The sequence below is a fragment of the Neomegalonema sp. genome (assembly GCF_028688855.1).
Classification (GTDB): Bacteria; Pseudomonadota; Alphaproteobacteria; order Rhodobacterales; family Rhodobacteraceae; genus Neomegalonema.
On the sequence record NZ_JAQTXI010000006.1, the window covers coordinates 128,282 to 142,830 of the forward strand.

Sequence of the window (14,549 nt, forward strand, 5' to 3'; positions counted from 1 at the left end):
TCATGCAGACGAATTTCCCGCCCGAGCTTCTGAAAGACCCGGACATGGCGCGTTCGGAAAGCGTGGTGCGTCGCTGCGTGCATTGCGGCTTCTGCACCGCGACTTGCCCCACCTTCCAGCTTCTCGGCGACGAGGCGGATTCTCCGCGCGGCCGGATCTACATGATCAAGGACATGCTGGAGGCGAATCGTCCCGCCGACGCCGCCACGGTGAAGCATGTGGACCGCTGCCTCTCCTGCCTCTCCTGCATGACGACCTGTCCCTCGGGCGTGCATTACATGCATCTCGTGGATCACGCCCGCGCCCATATCGAGAAGACCTACAGGCGGCCCCTCCCGGAGCGCTTCCTCCGGCGGATGCTGGCGGTGGTGCTGCCTTCGCCGGGACTCTTCCGGGCGAGTCTGATCGGGGCGCGTCTGGCCAAGCCCTTCGCGCGCTTCCTGCCGGGGCGGCTCAAGGGCATGGTGGCCATGGCGCCGAAAAGCCTGCCCAAGCCCTTCGACGACAGCCCCCGGATCATTCCGGCTCAGGGCGAAAGGCGGATGCGCGTCGCTTTGCTGACCGGCTGCGCGCAGAAGGTGCTTGATCCCGAGATCAACGAGGCGACCATCCGGCTGCTGACCCGCCATGGCGTCGAGGTCTGCCTCGCGGAGGGCGCGGGCTGCTGCGGAGCCCTGACGCATCACATGGGCTTCACCGGGAGCGCCCATGCGGCGGCTGCGGGGAACATCCGCGCCTGGATGCGTCTGCGTGAGGAGAAGGGCGGGCTGGACGCCGTGGTGATCAACGCCTCGGGCTGCGGCACCACCGTCAAGGATTACGGCCACATGTTCCGCGCCGATCCGACTTTGGCCGAAGCGGCGGCGGTGATCGCCGGTCTGGCCCGCGACGTCACCGAGGTCATGGAGAGCCTCGGCCTCAGGCCCTCCGGCGAGACGCCCGCCCTGAAGGTGGCCTATCATTCGGCCTGTTCGCTGCAACACGGCCAGAAGATCACGCAGACGCCGAAGACCCTGCTGAAGAAGGCGGGCTTTGCGGTGGTGGAGCCTGCGGAGGGTCATCTCTGCTGCGGCTCGGCGGGGACGTATAATCTCCTGCAACCCGAGATCGCCGGGAAGCTCAAGGCGCGCAAGCTGGCGAATCTCGCCCGCACGAAGCCCGACGTCATCGCGGCGGGGAACATCGGCTGCATGACCCAGTTGTCCGAAGGCGCCCCTGCGCCTATCGTCCATACGGCGCAATTGCTCGACTGGGCGACGGGCGGTCCGCGTCCTGCGGCGATTCCCGCCTGAAGCCGCCCCCGCACAGGAGAATCCCATGACCCCCGCCCGCCTGACGCTCTGTCTCGTCGCGCCGCTTCTGCTCGCGGCCTGCGCCTCCCGGAGTTCGTCCTATTCGGATTATTCGGACGCGCCTCCGCCGATGGTGGGCATGGGCAACCCCGCTTCGATCTACTGCGAGAGCGCGGCGATCCGGGGCGTGCTCAGCATCCGCCGGACTCCCGACGGCGGCGGAGAATACGGCGTCTGCATGCTGCCCGACGGCAGCGAGATGGAGGAATGGCAGCTCTTCCGCCGCGACAATCCGCAGTAAGCCTCAGCCGAGCGCCGCATCCAGGGCGGCGAGCAGGCGCGGATCCTCAGGCGTCACGCCCGAGGCGAAGCGCGCCAGAGGAACGCCGTCGCGGCCGACGAGGAATTTCTCGAAATTCCACAGGACTTCGCCCGGCGCTCCCGGCTTGATCCCGTAGCGCGCGAGGTTGGCGGCGGTCGCTTCGCCGTCCAGAGCCTCCGGCAGGGCCCGGGTCAGCGCCGCATAGAGCGGATGCTTCTCCGGCCCCGTCGCGACGATCTTGGCGAACATGGGGAAGGTCACGCCATAGGTCGCCGAGCAGAATCCGGCGATCTCGGCTTCGGTTCCGGGCTCCTGTCCGCCGAAGTCGTTGGCGGGAAAGCCGAGGACCTCGAAGCCTTGCGCGGCCCTGGCTGCATGGAGCGCCTCCAGCCCGGCGTATTGCTTCGTGAAGCCGCATTTCGAGGCCACGTTGACGATCAGCAGCGCCTTCCCCGCATGAGCGGAGAGGCTGTCTTGCGCGCCGTCGATGCGCGTCAGGGGGATCTCGGCGAGAGCGGTCATGAGGAGCGGCCTTTCGCAGGGGAGAGCCCTGCATATGAGCCTCGCCCCCGCCCGGACGCAACCCCTCTGCGGGCTTTCGCGGCCTCCGCAGGCATGTGAGTCCTCTTGCCAGATTCTCCGGATTCGCTCAATCTATGGGCGTTCATGGAGGCTGGAATGCACCTCAACCGCATCTGGGGGGCCTCGCCCGCCCGCAAGCTGATGACCGTGGCCCTGATCCTGCTCTTCGCGTCTCAGTTCTTCACCTATCAGAACTACAGCGGCCATTCGATGATGACCGTGGGGATCGGCTTCGAGAGCACCACCATCACCCACTGGTTCGGACAGGAAGAGGGCACGGGCTGGGAGCTGCATCCCCACGCCTATGTCATCATCGCCGCTCTTGTGCTGATCTATCTCAACGAGATCTCCGAGACCGAATTCTGGTCCCGATGGGGCTGGTGGCTGACCATTCCCCTCTTCTGGGCCGCCTCTTCACCGGGCGGGATCTCCGCGCCCGGCGCGAAGATGGGCATGGCCGCGGTTCTGCTGGCTCTGGCGGCCGCCGTGGCGAATCTCTTCGAACGCAGGGCCGCGCGGCGGGCGCTTTCGCCTTCGCCGTGAGACGAAAGGTCCGGAGCCCCTCGCAGGGCTCCGGACCGCGCTTCAGCCTTCGGTGTCGAGCTTGGCCACGTCGAGCAGCCCCTTGGGGCCGCCGTAGACGATCAGCCGCTCGACCTTGCTCGCCACGGCCTCCAGAGCCTCCAGCTCCTTGAGGCGCATCATGGCGGGGTTCTCCGTCATGAGCTTCGCCGTGTTGAGCAGCGAGCGCGTGGCGGCGGTCTCCTCGCGGCGCCGGATGACGTTGGCTTCGGCCTCCTTCTCGGCGGCGACGACGCGATTGAGGATCTCGCGCATCTCGCCGGGCAGGATGACGTCCTTCATCTCGACCGCCCCGACCTCGAGGCCGACGGCGGCCATTTCGGCGCGGAGCTTCCCGGCGGCGGCCTCGTCCACGGCGACCCGCTCGGAGAGCAGGGCGTCGAGGGTCCGGGCGCTGACCGTGGCGCGCATGGCGAGCTGAAGCGCCAGATAGAGCGCCTGTCCGTAATCCTCGACGGCGGTCAACGCGAGTTTCGGGTTGGTCACGCGATAGCTCGCGGCGGCGCTGAGCCGCAGGCTCACGCGGTCGGCGGTGAGGATCTCCTGTCCCGAGACTTCGAGGGTCTGAGTCCGCAGATCCACGACCTGCGCCCCCACGAGGCCGTTCGGCGACCAGAAGCCCTGCAAGCCCGCCCCATAGCCGCCCCGATGCTCTCCGCTGACGAAGAGCTGAACGCTCTGGCCCGGCTGAGGCCTCGCGATCACGGAGACGGCGCCCGCGCCCTGCGCCTTGGCCAGGCGAGGAGTCAGAGCGGCGGGGATCTCTTCGCCGTCCTTGGGCGTCAGCTTCTCCATGCGGAAGGGGCCGAGCGCGGTCCAGTAGGCGACGCGGGATTCCGGCGGCAGAGCCGCGTAAAGCGCCTCGGCGCGATAGATCAGACCCACTTCGCCGGGGCCGGTGGTCAGCTCGACCACCTCCTCGCCCGCGCGGCCCTCGCGGAGCATCGCCAGAGCATAGGGCGAACGCACCTCCGGCGCGCCGGACAGCGCCTCCACGGCGAGTCCGAACTCCTCGAAGCGGCCCGAAAGTTCATGTTCGCCGGGGCCGAAGATTCCCAGAGCCTTGCCGTTCTTCAGAGGAATGGCGCGCTCGGTCTGGTCCACCGAGAGGACGGCGCGGCCGCGCAGGCCGTCGAGCGCGCTCGCCGAGATGCGGGAGCGGCCCAGACTATGGGTCCTGGAGGCGAAAAGGCGGGACATGATCGGAATCCTGATGTGAAGCGAACCTTATCGTCGCATGGAGCCTGAAGAGGGTTGGAGGTTGAAAGGAGAAGGCGCGGGGCCTCCGGAGGCTCGGGGGGCGCCGTCGAGCGGGCGGACGAGAGCCGGAGGCGGAGCCTGCGCCGCCTCCCGCGCCGAAGCCCGGGATTGAAGCGGAGGCCTGGCCTCGGGCCGTCGCCGCCATCGGCGGAGCGCGGCCTTGCGCCGCCTCGCCCGACCCGAAGGCCCGGCGCGGCGGAGAGTCTCCGAAGACCCCGCCGAGCAGGATCAAGATCGGATTTGAACCGAAAATGCCCTTCCTGTGGGAAAGGCGGCTCGCCAAATGAGCATGCGTAGAGGGGTGGGCCAATGTTCTCCGCGTGGCGGGGAACGGGGGAACGACGTCGGATCTTTCGGGCGGAACACGGCAGGGAAAAGCCCCCCGCGCCGGTGCGTCCCCGATTTTTCGGGAAGACGCGACGATACCGGCGAACCGAAGCATCGTGCGGGCAGAAAGCCGCGAATCGCCGCTTTTTGCAAGGATTTCCGAAGGGGAGCGAAAGAAAGTCTCGAAAGGAGACGATTGCGTTGCGTGAAAGCTACAACTCGGGCGCCGCGCAGGCCCCCGACGCGATCCACCAGCCGCGCGGGGCCTTGGCGCGCAGGGTGCGGGCGGCCCTTTCGGCTCCGGCGAGATCCGGAAAGAGCCCGAAGCAGGTCGCGCCGCTGCCGGACATCCGCGCCAGAGGCGCCCCCGTCGCCCTCAGCGCCGCCAGAACCTCGCCGACGACGGGCAGACGCGCGAGGGCGGGGGCCTCCAGATCATTGCGGGTCTTCTCGCGCAGCCAGAGCGCCAGGCCCGCCGCGTCGAGGCCGGAGGGCGGTTCGGGAAGAGGCGGGTTCTCGCGGGTCTCCAGCAGGCGGAAGACCTCCGGCGTGGAGAGCCCCGCGCCCGGATTGACCAGAACCAGAGCCCCCGCAGGCGGAGCGAAAGGCGTCAGATCCTCGCCGATCCCCCGCATCCGCGCCGGACGCGCAGCGAGGCAGACCGGGACGTCCGCGCCGAGACCAAGGGCGATCCGCGCGAGCTCCTCCGCCGGAATCTCCAGCCCCCAGAGCCGGACCAGCAGCCGCAGGGCCGCCGCCGCGTCGGCGGAGCCGCCCCCGATCCCGGAGGCGACGGGGAGGTTCTTCTCCAGCGTCAGGGCCGCGCCCCCGGCCGCCGCTCCGGGGAGGGCCGCGCGCAAGGCCTCCGCCGCCCGCAGGACCAGATTCTCCGGTGGCGCGAAGGCGGACAGATAGCAGACAGGCGACGAGACCTCGATCTCGGGGGCCGCCGAAGCGGGCGCGAGGGCCGGGCCGAAGGGGCCTTCGAGCGTCAGGCTCAGGCCTGCGGCGGGCTGGGCGGTCAGCAGGTCGCCGACCTCCGGAAAGACCACGAGGCTGTCGAGCAGATGATAGCCGTCGGCCCGGCGGCCGACGACATGCAGCGCCAGATTGATCTTGGCGCGGGCGAAGTCGACCGCCTCGCCCGCGATCCTCCGGGGCGGAGGGGTCATTCCTCGACCGGCGCCTCGGGGGCGGGCGCCTCGGGAGAGACGGGGGCCGGAGCCGGATCGGCGGGCGCCGCCGCGAGCGAAGCGCGCTCCTCCAGCACCACCTTGTCGAGGCCCGCGTCGAGCTTGCGCAGGATGCGGAGCCTGTCCTTCTCCTCGGGCTGGAAGGAGAGGGCGCGCTTCCACTGGAATTCGGCCTCCAGCCGACGCCCCACCATCCACATGGCGTCGCCGAGATGGTCGTTGATCACCGGATCGGTGGGATCGAGCTCCACGGCGCGTTCGAGCTGCACGGCGGCTTCGTCCATGTCGCCGAGCTTGAACAGCGCCCAGCCGTAGGAATCGACGATGTAGCCCGCGTTGGGCGCCAGGCCCACGGCCTCCTTGAGCATCTCCAGAGCCTCCTGGAGGTTCTCGTCGCGGTCGATCCAGCTGTAGGCGAGGTAGTTCATCACCGAGGGCTCGCCGGGATTGATCTCCAGCGACTTGCGGAAATCGCGCTCGGCTTCGGGCCAGGCGCCGCGCCGCTCGTTGGCGACGCCGCGGAAATAATAGATGGGCCAGTCGCGGGCGGCCTCGCCCTGCGGACGCAGCGCCAGAGCGGCGTCATAGGCGCGCACGGCCTCGGGGAAGCGCTCCTCGCCGCGCAGCAGATCGCCGAGCGCCACGTGCAGATCGGCGTCGCGCGGGGTGCGGGCGATCAGGCCGTTCACCGCGACGATGGCGTCGTCGACCTTGCCCATGCGCGCGAGGGCGTCGGCGCGGTCCAGCTGGGCGACGTCGTAATAGACGCCGGAATCGGCGGGCACGGCGGCGTAGGCCTTTTCGGCCTCGGCGTGGCGCTGGAGGCTCTCCCAGATGCGCCCGAGCGACAGCCGCACCGCCGGAGAAGACGGATCCAGATGCAGCGCCAGCCGCAGATAGAGCAGGGCGTAGGCGGGGCTCTCCTCGGCGCCGAAGATCTCGCTGAGGCCGAAGAGCGCCTCGGCGGCGCCCTGCTTCGCGTCGGCGGCGAGCAGGCCCGGCGCGGAGGCTCCGGCCTTTCCGGCGCGCTCCAGGGCGGCGGCGAGGATGCGGTCTCCGGCGAGGCCCTCCATGGCGTCGCGGTAGAGGGCGGCGGCCTTGTCCGTCTCGCCGCGGGCTTCGAGGAAGCGCCCGAAGGCCTCGACCACGCGGCGGTTGGGCTCGTCGAGATCGGCGAGGGCGGCGCTGAAGCGTTCTTCGGCGACCTTGTCCTCTCCGGCGATGGAGGCGGCCAGCGCCCCGTTGTAGCGGCCGAAGAGCCGCGCCAGGGCGCCGCGGTCCATGGAGGCGAAGGTCTTGAGGGCTTCGGCGGAGTCGGCGGCCTCCATCTGGGCCCAGCCGAGCAGCAGCTTGCCGACGATGGGCGGGAAGGCCTGGGGCGCGAGGGTGAGGATGCGCTCTTCGGCGGCCCTGGGGGCGCCCGAGGCGATTTCGGCCACGGCGAGGGTCAGATGGGCGAGTCGGTTGTTGGCGTCGCGGGCGACGAGGCGCTCGGCCACGTCGAGGGAGGTCTCCATCTCGCCGGCGACGACGCCGTAGAGCAGCGCCTGTTCGAGGAAGTCGCGGTTCTGCGGATCCTGGGCGAGGGCGTCTCCGAAGCGTCGGGCGGCCTGGGCGTAGTCTCCGGCGACGACGGCGTGCTGGGCCGCCAGATAGGCGCCCGAGACGCTGCGGGCCTGAGCGGCTCCGGGAAGGCTCAGGGCGGCGACGCTGCTCAGGAGGGTTCCGGCGAAGAGCGCGGCGGCGCGGGCTCGGCGAAGGCGGGAGAAGGAGATGCGTTGCGTCACGACGGCGCCTTTACGTTTGGACGAAGTTGCGCCCCCGTCGCACTGGCGCGGAGACGATCTTTTGTCTATTGCGGCGATTAAGGAGAGGATACCGGAACGTCGATTTTCACCATCATCCGCCCGGACATGAGGAGGTTCGTCATGGAATTCTTTTTCTTACTGTGTCGGAAATGACGCAAGATTTCGAGCGAAATCCATATGCTTTCCGCAAGATGCACGGCCTCGGGAACGATTTCGTGATCCTGGATCGCCGGATGGGCGGCTTTCCGGTCACCCCCGAACGGGCGCGGCGCATCGCGGACCGGCGGCGCGGGGTGGGTTTCGACCAGCTCGTGGTGCTGGAGGGCTCGGGACGGGCGGCGGCGCGGATGGTGATCCTCAATCCGGACGGCTCCGAATCAGGCGCCTGCGGCAACGCCACGCGCTGCGTGGCGCGGCTGCTGATGGAGGAGGCGGGCGTCCGGGCGCTGACGGTGGAGACGGCGGCGGGTCTGCTGGCCTGCGAGGCTCTGGCGGACGGGCGCTATCGGGTGGACATGGGGCCTCCGCGTCTGGAGTGGCGCGAGATTCCGATGTCGCGGCCCATGGCGACGGATCGTCTGGATTACGCGCCGCCGGGCTTCGCGGGCGAGATCCTGGGCGCGGGGGCGGCGAACATGGGCAATCCGCATGTCGCGTTTTTCGTGCGCGACGTGGAGGCGGTTCCTCTGGCTGCGGTCGGGCCGCGGGTGGAGCATGATCCTCTGTTTCCGGAGCGGATCAACGTGGAGTTCTGTCAGGTTCTGGCGCCGGACCGGATCCGCATGCGGGTCTGGGAGCGGGGCGCGGGGATCACGGAGGCTTGCGGCTCGGGGGCCTGCGCGACGGTGGTGGCGGGGGCGCGTCTGGGGCTGACGGGGCGTCGGGCGGAGGTGATCCTCGACGGCGGGAGCCTGGAGATCGACTGGACGGATTCCGGCGTGCTGATGACCGGCCCGGCGGCCCTGAGCTATGCGGGCGTGCTCGACGCGGCGCTGGCGGGGGCGGAATGAAGGAGCCGGATCAAAGCGGATGGAGCGAGGCGGAGCGCGCGGCCTACGCCGACGCAGAGCGCCGAATCAAAGAGGTGCAAGAAAGCGGGGTGCAGGAGTTAGAATTACCTACATCTCCATTGCCAGTTTTGCCGCCTTCTATATCAAAATTATTAAAAATAAAGAAAATAAATATAAATGGAGGGAGGTTTTCAGATCTATCTCCGCTTTCTGATCTGGCTGAATTGACGTCATTGTTTTTGGGCGCTTCTCAGGTTTCAGATTTATCTCCAATTTCTGGATTAAATAACTTGGTCAGTTTAGTCGTATGGAGCGCACCAGTTTCAGATTTATCTCCACTCTCTCGGCTGACGAGCCTGAAGGAGTTGGATGTTAGCTACGCCCCGCTTTCAGACTTATCTCCAATTTCTGGACTGATAGGCTTGGAGAAATTAGATATTAGTCATTCTCAAGTTGTTGATTTGAATCAAATTTCTAATATGGTTGGGTTGAAAAAATTATGGTTAATGGGAAATAATATTTCAGATATGTCTTCAATATGTAATTTTGTTGAATTGAGAGATTTGCATATAGGGGATAGCAATGTATCGGATTTATTTTTTATTTCTAAGTTGAATAAATTAAATTCTTTAAGATTATGGAACACTAAGATTGTAGATTTTTCACCAATGCGCAATTTATTGCCAAGTTTACTTGAGGGTTCGCAAAGAGAATATGAAGGTTTATATTTTCAAGGAACGCTTGCCACAGAAATTGATCCGAAGCTTAAGAAGATTTCTAGTCTCAGCACCTATCCGCGTATGGTATCTTTGCTAGAATATCTTTTTCCAGAAGAGATTCCGAATGTCTCTAAATCTTTCTTCCCAATTCGCTCTTCTGAACCGCCACGCTCTCCGGCGCTGATCGAAATCACGACCGGCGAACATCCCAGACTCGAAGCGTGGCCCAATCCGTCCTCAAATGGAAAAGCCTCGCCCAATCCCGCGCGTCTGGAAGGGTTGCTGCGGCGGGGCCAAAGCCTCTGCAAGACTCTGATCGCCTTCGGCGAAGGCATGAACGCCGGACCGGGCTTCCGGGCGGCTCTGGAGGGCTACGGCGAAGAGGCGGGCGTCGCGCCGGAGAAGGTCCTCCCCGATACGCTGGAGATGCAGGTGGACCTCGCCTTCACGGCGCTGGATCTGCGTCAGGATCATCCGGATTCCGCCATGGTCCGGGGCGAGCTGGTCAAATTCCGCGACGGCCCCCATCGCGAATTGATGGAGCAGCATTTCCCCGCCATGGCCGAGCAGGAGGCCGCCGCCGACGCCTCCGCCTTGTCGCCGGATCTTCCCGTGGCCCGGGAGGTCGAGGATTTCGCCAGGGCGCTGAAGGAAGGCGCCGAGGACGACGTCTCCCCGGAGAGCCTCGCCCGCTATGCGTCGGGCGCGCGGGAGTTGATCGAGGCCGAAGACGCCTCGCCGGAGGGGCGCAAGGACAGAAAGCGCGCCCTCTACGGCCTTTCCGGATTGGCGGCCTCGATCTTGAAGGCGGCGGGCGTCGGGAGTCTGGCCGCCGCCTTGACCGTTCTGGCCGATCTCAAGAGCCTTGGCGCGCTGGAGCCCATCGTCCGGGCGGCTGAGGCGCTCTGGCGGGTCGTCAAGGGCTTCTTCGGCTTCTAGCGCCGCCAGACCTCGCGGATCACGCCGTCTTTCGCCTGGAGCGCCGCCCGGACGGGCTCCAGATGAAATCCCGGCAAGGCCGAAAGCGCATCCGGAATCGCGTCCTCGGGGTCTTCCGCCCGGGAGGCCGCGAAAGGCGGGCCGCTCCCCGCGCTGAGAAGCCACAGCGCCGAATCCGGCGTCGCGCCGGGGGCGATCTCCACCCGCGTCAGAGCCGCCACCGAAACCTCGACGCGTCCGAAGGGACCGATGCGCCGGATCCGGCCTTCCTCCACGAAGACCTCCCCTGCGCCCACCGCGCCCAGCTCCGCGCCGGAGGCTCGCGCCGCGCCGCGCTTATGGAGCCGCGCCCTCTGCGCCGCCACATGGAGCCAGCCCGCCAGAAGCGCCGCCACGAGAAAGCCCGCCCAGCCGAGGATCTGTCCGCGCGCCGCGCCGCTCAGAGATTCCCGCACCACCCAGGCCAGCGCCAGAGCCACCGCCAGAGGCTCGGCCCAGCGGCGCAGCGTCGCCAGAGCTTCGGGCCGCATCATGACCAGTCTCCCAAAACGCTCTGCCAGATCGTCAGAGCCGCCGCCGCCGCCGTATCCGCCCGCAGGATCCTCGGCCCGAGCGAAACCGCAAGGCTGGACTCCGCCGCCTTCAGCCGCGCCCGCTCCTCCGCGGAGAAGCCGCCCTCCGGACCGATCAGGATCGCCCAGGGCTCGCCTCGGGGCAGGCCGCGCAAGGCCTCGTGGGCGGGCGGCGCGTCGCGGGCCTCGTCGCAGAACATCAGCCGCCGCCCGGCGGGCCAATCCTCCAGCGCCCGCGCCAGAGTCTCCGGCTCGGCCACCTCGGGGACGTAGATTCCGCCGCATTGCTCCGCCGCCTCGACGGCGTGGGCCTGAAGCCGCTCGCGGTTCACGCGCTCGGCGTTGGTGAAGCGCGTCAGCACGGGGCGGATGCGCCTTGCGCCCAGCTCCGCCGCCTTCTCGACGATGAAATCCGTGCGGGCCTTCTTGATCGGCGCGAAGAGCAGATCCACGTCGAGAGGCAGGGCGGCGGGGCGGGTCCGGGCCAGAATCTCGAGGCTGGCGGCGCGCTTGGCCGTCGGGGCGAGCCTTCCGCGCCATTCGCCGGAGGCGTTGTTGAAGACCGCGACCTCCGCCCCCGGCCCGAGCCGCATCACGCCCATGAGGTAATGCGCCTGTTCGGGCGCAAGCCGGACCTCCGCCCCCGCCTCCAGGGGCGCGGCGAGATGGAGCCTGATTTTCGGCGTGGGATCGGTCATAAGGGGCCTCCGGAAGGACGGGAGAGGGATATCACGGATGACCGCTGGCGCCAGAGCCGAATCCCGGGTGGCGGACGCCGCTCCGGCCAACTGGGTGGACCTCCACGCTCCCGGGGCCTGGAGGCCCTATCTGCGGCTCATGCGGGCGGACCGGCCCATCGGGACCTGGCTTCTGCTGCTGCCCTGCTGGCAGAGTCTGGGGCTGGCCGCCATGGCCGACGCCCCGCGTCTGGGGGATCTCTGGATCTTCCTCGCCTGCGGATTGGGCGCGGTGGTCATGCGCGGCGCGGGCTGCGTGCTCAACGACATCGCCGACCGCGATTTCGACGGCCGCGTCGAGCGCACGAAGCTGAGGCCCATCCCCTCGGGCGCCGTGACGCTGCGTCAGGCGGCGCTCTTCATGGGGGCGCTGGGCCTGATCGGGCTGATGATCCTGCTGACCTTGAACAAGGCGGCGATCTGGCTGGGCGTGCTCTCCCTGATTCCGGTGGCGGTCTATCCCTTCATGAAGCGGATCACCTGGTGGCCTCAGGTCTTCCTCGGGATCGCCTTCAACTGGGGCGCGCTTCTGGCCTGGGCGGCTCATGCGGGAAGCCTGAGCCTCGCGCCGGTCCTGCTCTATCTCGGAGGGATCTTCTGGACCCTCGGCTACGACACCATCTACGCCCATCAGGACAAGGAGGACGACGCCCTGATCGGCGTGAAGTCCACCGCGCGGCTCTTCGGCGCGCAGACCCGCTCCTGGATGATCGGCTTCTACGTCGCCGCCGTGCTCCTCGCCGGAGCGGCGGGCTGGGCCGCAGGCGCAGGCTGGCCCTTCTGGATCGGGCTTTGCGCCTATGGGGCGCATCTGGTCTGGCAGATCCGGAGCCTGCGCATCGACGATGCGGCGCAATGCCTGAAGCTCTTCCGCTCGAACCGCGACGCCGGGCTTCTGCTCATGGCGGGCGCATGGGGCGCGGCCTTCCTCGCTTGACTTCGCGGCGGGTTGTGGGGAATCTCCCCACCCCGGCCCTGAGCTCCGGCCTTGAACTCCGGGCCCCTCACCTCATCTCATCCGATTTGCTCCAAGGACAAGCGATCATGCGCAGCGTTCAGATCACCCTCCCCGACGGCGCCATGCGGGAATACGAGGGAACGACGACCGCCGCGCAGGTGGCCGCCGACATCAGCCCCGGACTCGCCAAAGCCGCCATCGCGGCGCGGGTGGACGGCGTTCTGGCCGACCTCAGCCTGCCCATCGAGAAGGACGCGAAGGTCGAGATCCTCACCAACAAGCCGAAATCCGACCGGGACCGCGCCGACGCCCTGGAGCTGGTGCGCCATGACTACGCCCACATCATGGCCCGCGCCGTTCAGGAGCTCTGGCCGGACACGAAGGTCACCATCGGCCCGGTGATCGAGAACGGATTCTACTACGACTTCGACCGCGCGGAGCCCTTCACCCCCGACGACCTCGCCGGGATCGAGAGGAAGATGCGCGAGATCATCCAGGCGAACGATCCCGTCCGCCGCGAAGTCTGGGACCGCGAGCGCGCCATCGCCCATTTCAAGGCGACGGACGAGCCCTACAAGGTCGAGCTGGTCGAGGCCATTCCGGAAGGCGAGAGCCTCCGCTTCTACTGGCACGGCCATTGGCAGGATCTCTGCCGCGGGCCGCATCTGGCGCGCACCGGACAGGTTCCCCTCGACGCCTTCCGCCTCGACCGCGTGGCGGGCGCCTACTGGCGCGGCGACAGCCGCAACAAGATGCTCCAGCGCATCTACGGCCTCGCCTTCCTGAGCAAGGCCGATCTCGACGCCTTCCTGCATCAGCGCGAGGAGGCCGAAAAGCGCGACCATCGCAAGATCGGCAAGGAGATGGACCTCTTCCACTTCCAGGAGGAGGCGCCGGGCATGGTCTTCTGGCATGCGAAGGGCTGGTCGATCTGGCGCTCGCTCGAAGCCTACATGCGCCGCCGCCTCGACGCCGCCGCCTATCAGGAGGTGCGCACCCCCCAGCTTGTCGACCGCAAGCTCTGGGAGGCCAGCGGCCATTGGGAGAAGTTCCGCAAGTCCATGTTCCTCGCCGAAGTCGAGGAGGTGGACGAGGAAGGCAAGAGCCTCGACGTGCGGCGCGTCAACGCGCTCAAGCCGATGAACTGCCCCTGCCACATCCAGATCTTCAACCAGGGCCTGAAGTCCTATCGCGACCTTCCGCTGCGCATGGCCGAATTCGGCTCCTGCCATCGCTACGAGCCTTCGGGCTCGATGCATGGCGTGATGCGCGTGCGCGGCTTCACCCAGGACGACGCCCACATCTTCTGCGAAGAGCATCAGATCCAGGAGGAGACGAAGGCCTTCATCGAGCTTCTGGCCTCGGTCTACAAGGATCTCGGCTTCGAGAATTTCCGCGTGAAGTTCTCGGACCGCCCCGATGTGCGCGCCGGAACCGACGCCACCTGGGATCGCGCCGAACACGCCCTCAAGGCCGCCACCGAGGCCGCCGGATGGGACTTCACGCTCAACAAGGGCGAGGGCGCCTTCTACGGCCCCAAGCTCGAATTCGTGCTGACCGACGCCATCGGCCGCGACTGGCAATGCGGCACGCTCCAGGTGGATTACGTCATGCCGGAGCGTCTGAACGCCGAATACGTCGGCGAAGACGGCCTGCGCCGTCGTCCGGTGATGCTCCATCGCGCGATCCTCGGCAGCTTCGAGCGCTTCCTCGGCATCCTGGTCGAGCAATACGCCGGACGCATGCCGCTCTGGCTGGCGCCGACCCAGGCGGTGGTCGCCACGGTGGTCTCCGACGCCGACGACTATGCGCAGGAGGTCGCCGGACTGCTCCGCCGGGCGGGCCTGCGCGTCGAGGCGGACGTCCGCAACGAGAAGATCAACTACAAGGTCCGCGAACATTCCGTGGGCCGCACGCCCCTGATTCTCGTCGTCGGGCGCAAGGAGGCCGCCGAACGCACCGTGGCCCTGCGCCGCCTCGGCTCCGAGAAGCAGGAGGTCCTGAGCCTCGACGAGGCCCTGGCCCTGATCGCGCGCGAAGCCCTCGCGCCGGATCTGGCCCGCCAGAGCCCCGCGCAGGCCGTCGCGACGCCCTCCGCTGTGGCCTGAGGCCCCCGCAGGACGGTTTCCTGAGCCCCGCGCCCCTCCGCCGCTTGCGCGGAGGGGCGCATGGACCTTATATTCCGCAAATCATTTCGCGCGAATCCGCCGGACCTTCTCCCCCTTGCGCGCGGAAGGCCGGCCAAGCC

General features: G+C 67.5%; 13 protein-coding genes. 7 read left to right on the forward strand and 6 right to left on the reverse strand.

The features are described 5' to 3' along the window. Nucleotides 1-2 precede the first annotated feature (2 nt). Both glcF and PHN62_RS06475 read left to right on the forward strand, forming a co-directional pair. Complete coding sequence (glcF, locus tag PHN62_RS06470) at nt 3-1,292, forward strand: glycolate oxidase subunit GlcF (protein ID WP_300147966.1); 1,290 nt, start codon at nt 3-5, stop codon at nt 1,290-1,292. A gap of 25 nt (nt 1,293-1,317) precedes the next feature. Beyond that, nucleotides 1,318-1,593 (forward strand): DUF333 domain-containing protein, encoded by a 276-nt coding sequence (locus PHN62_RS06475; protein ID WP_300147968.1) that lies wholly within the window; start codon nt 1,318-1,320, stop codon nt 1,591-1,593. Nucleotides 1,594-1,596: 3 nt separating this feature from the next. On the opposite strand, the gene PHN62_RS06480 is transcribed toward PHN62_RS06475, so the two are convergent. Then, nucleotides 1,597-2,136, reverse strand: coding sequence for a glutathione peroxidase (locus PHN62_RS06480; protein WP_300147970.1), 540 nt, complete (start codon nt 2,134-2,136; stop codon nt 1,597-1,599). Nucleotides 2,137-2,292: 156 nt separating this feature from the next. Here PHN62_RS06480 and PHN62_RS06485 point away from each other — a divergent pair, with 156 nt between their 5' ends. After that, entirely contained in the window at nt 2,293-2,739 is a 447-nt protein-coding gene (locus PHN62_RS06485) for a hypothetical protein (RefSeq protein ID WP_300147973.1), read from the forward strand. A gap of 42 nt (nt 2,740-2,781) precedes the next feature. On the opposite strand, the gene PHN62_RS06490 is transcribed toward PHN62_RS06485, so the two are convergent. From PHN62_RS06490 to PHN62_RS06500, 3 genes are all read right to left on the reverse strand, one after another. Next, complete coding sequence (locus PHN62_RS06490; RefSeq protein WP_300147976.1) at nt 2,782-3,978, reverse strand: slipin family protein; 1,197 nt, start codon at nt 3,976-3,978, stop codon at nt 2,782-2,784. Between the two features lie 599 nt (nt 3,979-4,577). After that, on the reverse strand, nt 4,578-5,537 hold the full coding sequence (locus PHN62_RS06495) for a 4-(cytidine 5'-diphospho)-2-C-methyl-D-erythritol kinase (RefSeq protein WP_300147979.1): 960 nt from the start codon (nt 5,535-5,537) through the stop codon (nt 4,578-4,580). After that, nucleotides 5,534-7,345 carry a tetratricopeptide repeat protein gene (locus tag PHN62_RS06500; RefSeq protein WP_300147982.1) on the reverse strand — a complete coding sequence of 604 codons (1,812 nt, stop codon included), beginning with the start codon at nt 7,343-7,345 and terminating at the stop codon, nt 5,534-5,536. Before PHN62_RS06500 ends, PHN62_RS06495 begins: the two co-directional genes overlap by 4 nt. Before the next feature lie 170 nt (nt 7,346-7,515). Here PHN62_RS06500 and dapF point away from each other — a divergent pair, with 170 nt between their 5' ends. Together dapF and PHN62_RS06510 are read left to right on the forward strand one after the other, a co-directional pair. Further along, complete coding sequence (gene dapF / locus PHN62_RS06505) at nt 7,516-8,376, forward strand: diaminopimelate epimerase (RefSeq protein ID WP_300147985.1); 861 nt, start codon at nt 7,516-7,518, stop codon at nt 8,374-8,376. Continuing rightward, nucleotides 8,373-10,034, forward strand: a complete 1,662-nt coding sequence (locus tag PHN62_RS06510; RefSeq protein ID WP_300147988.1) for a leucine-rich repeat domain-containing protein — start codon at nt 8,373-8,375, stop codon at nt 10,032-10,034. The genes dapF and PHN62_RS06510 overlap by 4 nt, the downstream gene beginning before the upstream one ends. Here PHN62_RS06510 and PHN62_RS06515 read toward each other — a convergent pair. Continuing rightward, nucleotides 10,031-10,567 (reverse strand): hypothetical protein, encoded by a 537-nt coding sequence (locus tag PHN62_RS06515; RefSeq protein WP_300147990.1) that lies wholly within the window; start codon nt 10,565-10,567, stop codon nt 10,031-10,033. The two genes, PHN62_RS06510 and PHN62_RS06515, sit on opposite strands and share 4 nt — an antisense overlap. Next, nucleotides 10,564-11,304, reverse strand: a complete 741-nt coding sequence (locus PHN62_RS06520; RefSeq protein ID WP_300147993.1) for a 16S rRNA (uracil(1498)-N(3))-methyltransferase — start codon at nt 11,302-11,304, stop codon at nt 10,564-10,566. Before PHN62_RS06520 ends, PHN62_RS06515 begins: the two co-directional genes overlap by 4 nt. Before the next feature lie 37 nt (nt 11,305-11,341). On the opposite strand from PHN62_RS06520, the gene ubiA reads away from it, so the two are divergent. Both ubiA and thrS read left to right on the forward strand, forming a co-directional pair. Next, the gene (ubiA, locus tag PHN62_RS06525; RefSeq protein ID WP_300147995.1) at nt 11,342-12,280 is read left to right on the forward strand and encodes a 4-hydroxybenzoate octaprenyltransferase; all 939 of its coding nucleotides are present in this window, start codon (nt 11,342-11,344) and stop codon (nt 12,278-12,280) included. A 107-nt stretch (nt 12,281-12,387) separates the two neighbouring features. Further along, nucleotides 12,388-14,409, forward strand: a complete 2,022-nt coding sequence (gene thrS / locus PHN62_RS06530; protein WP_300147997.1) for a threonine--tRNA ligase — start codon at nt 12,388-12,390, stop codon at nt 14,407-14,409. Nucleotides 14,410-14,549 lie beyond the last annotated feature (140 nt).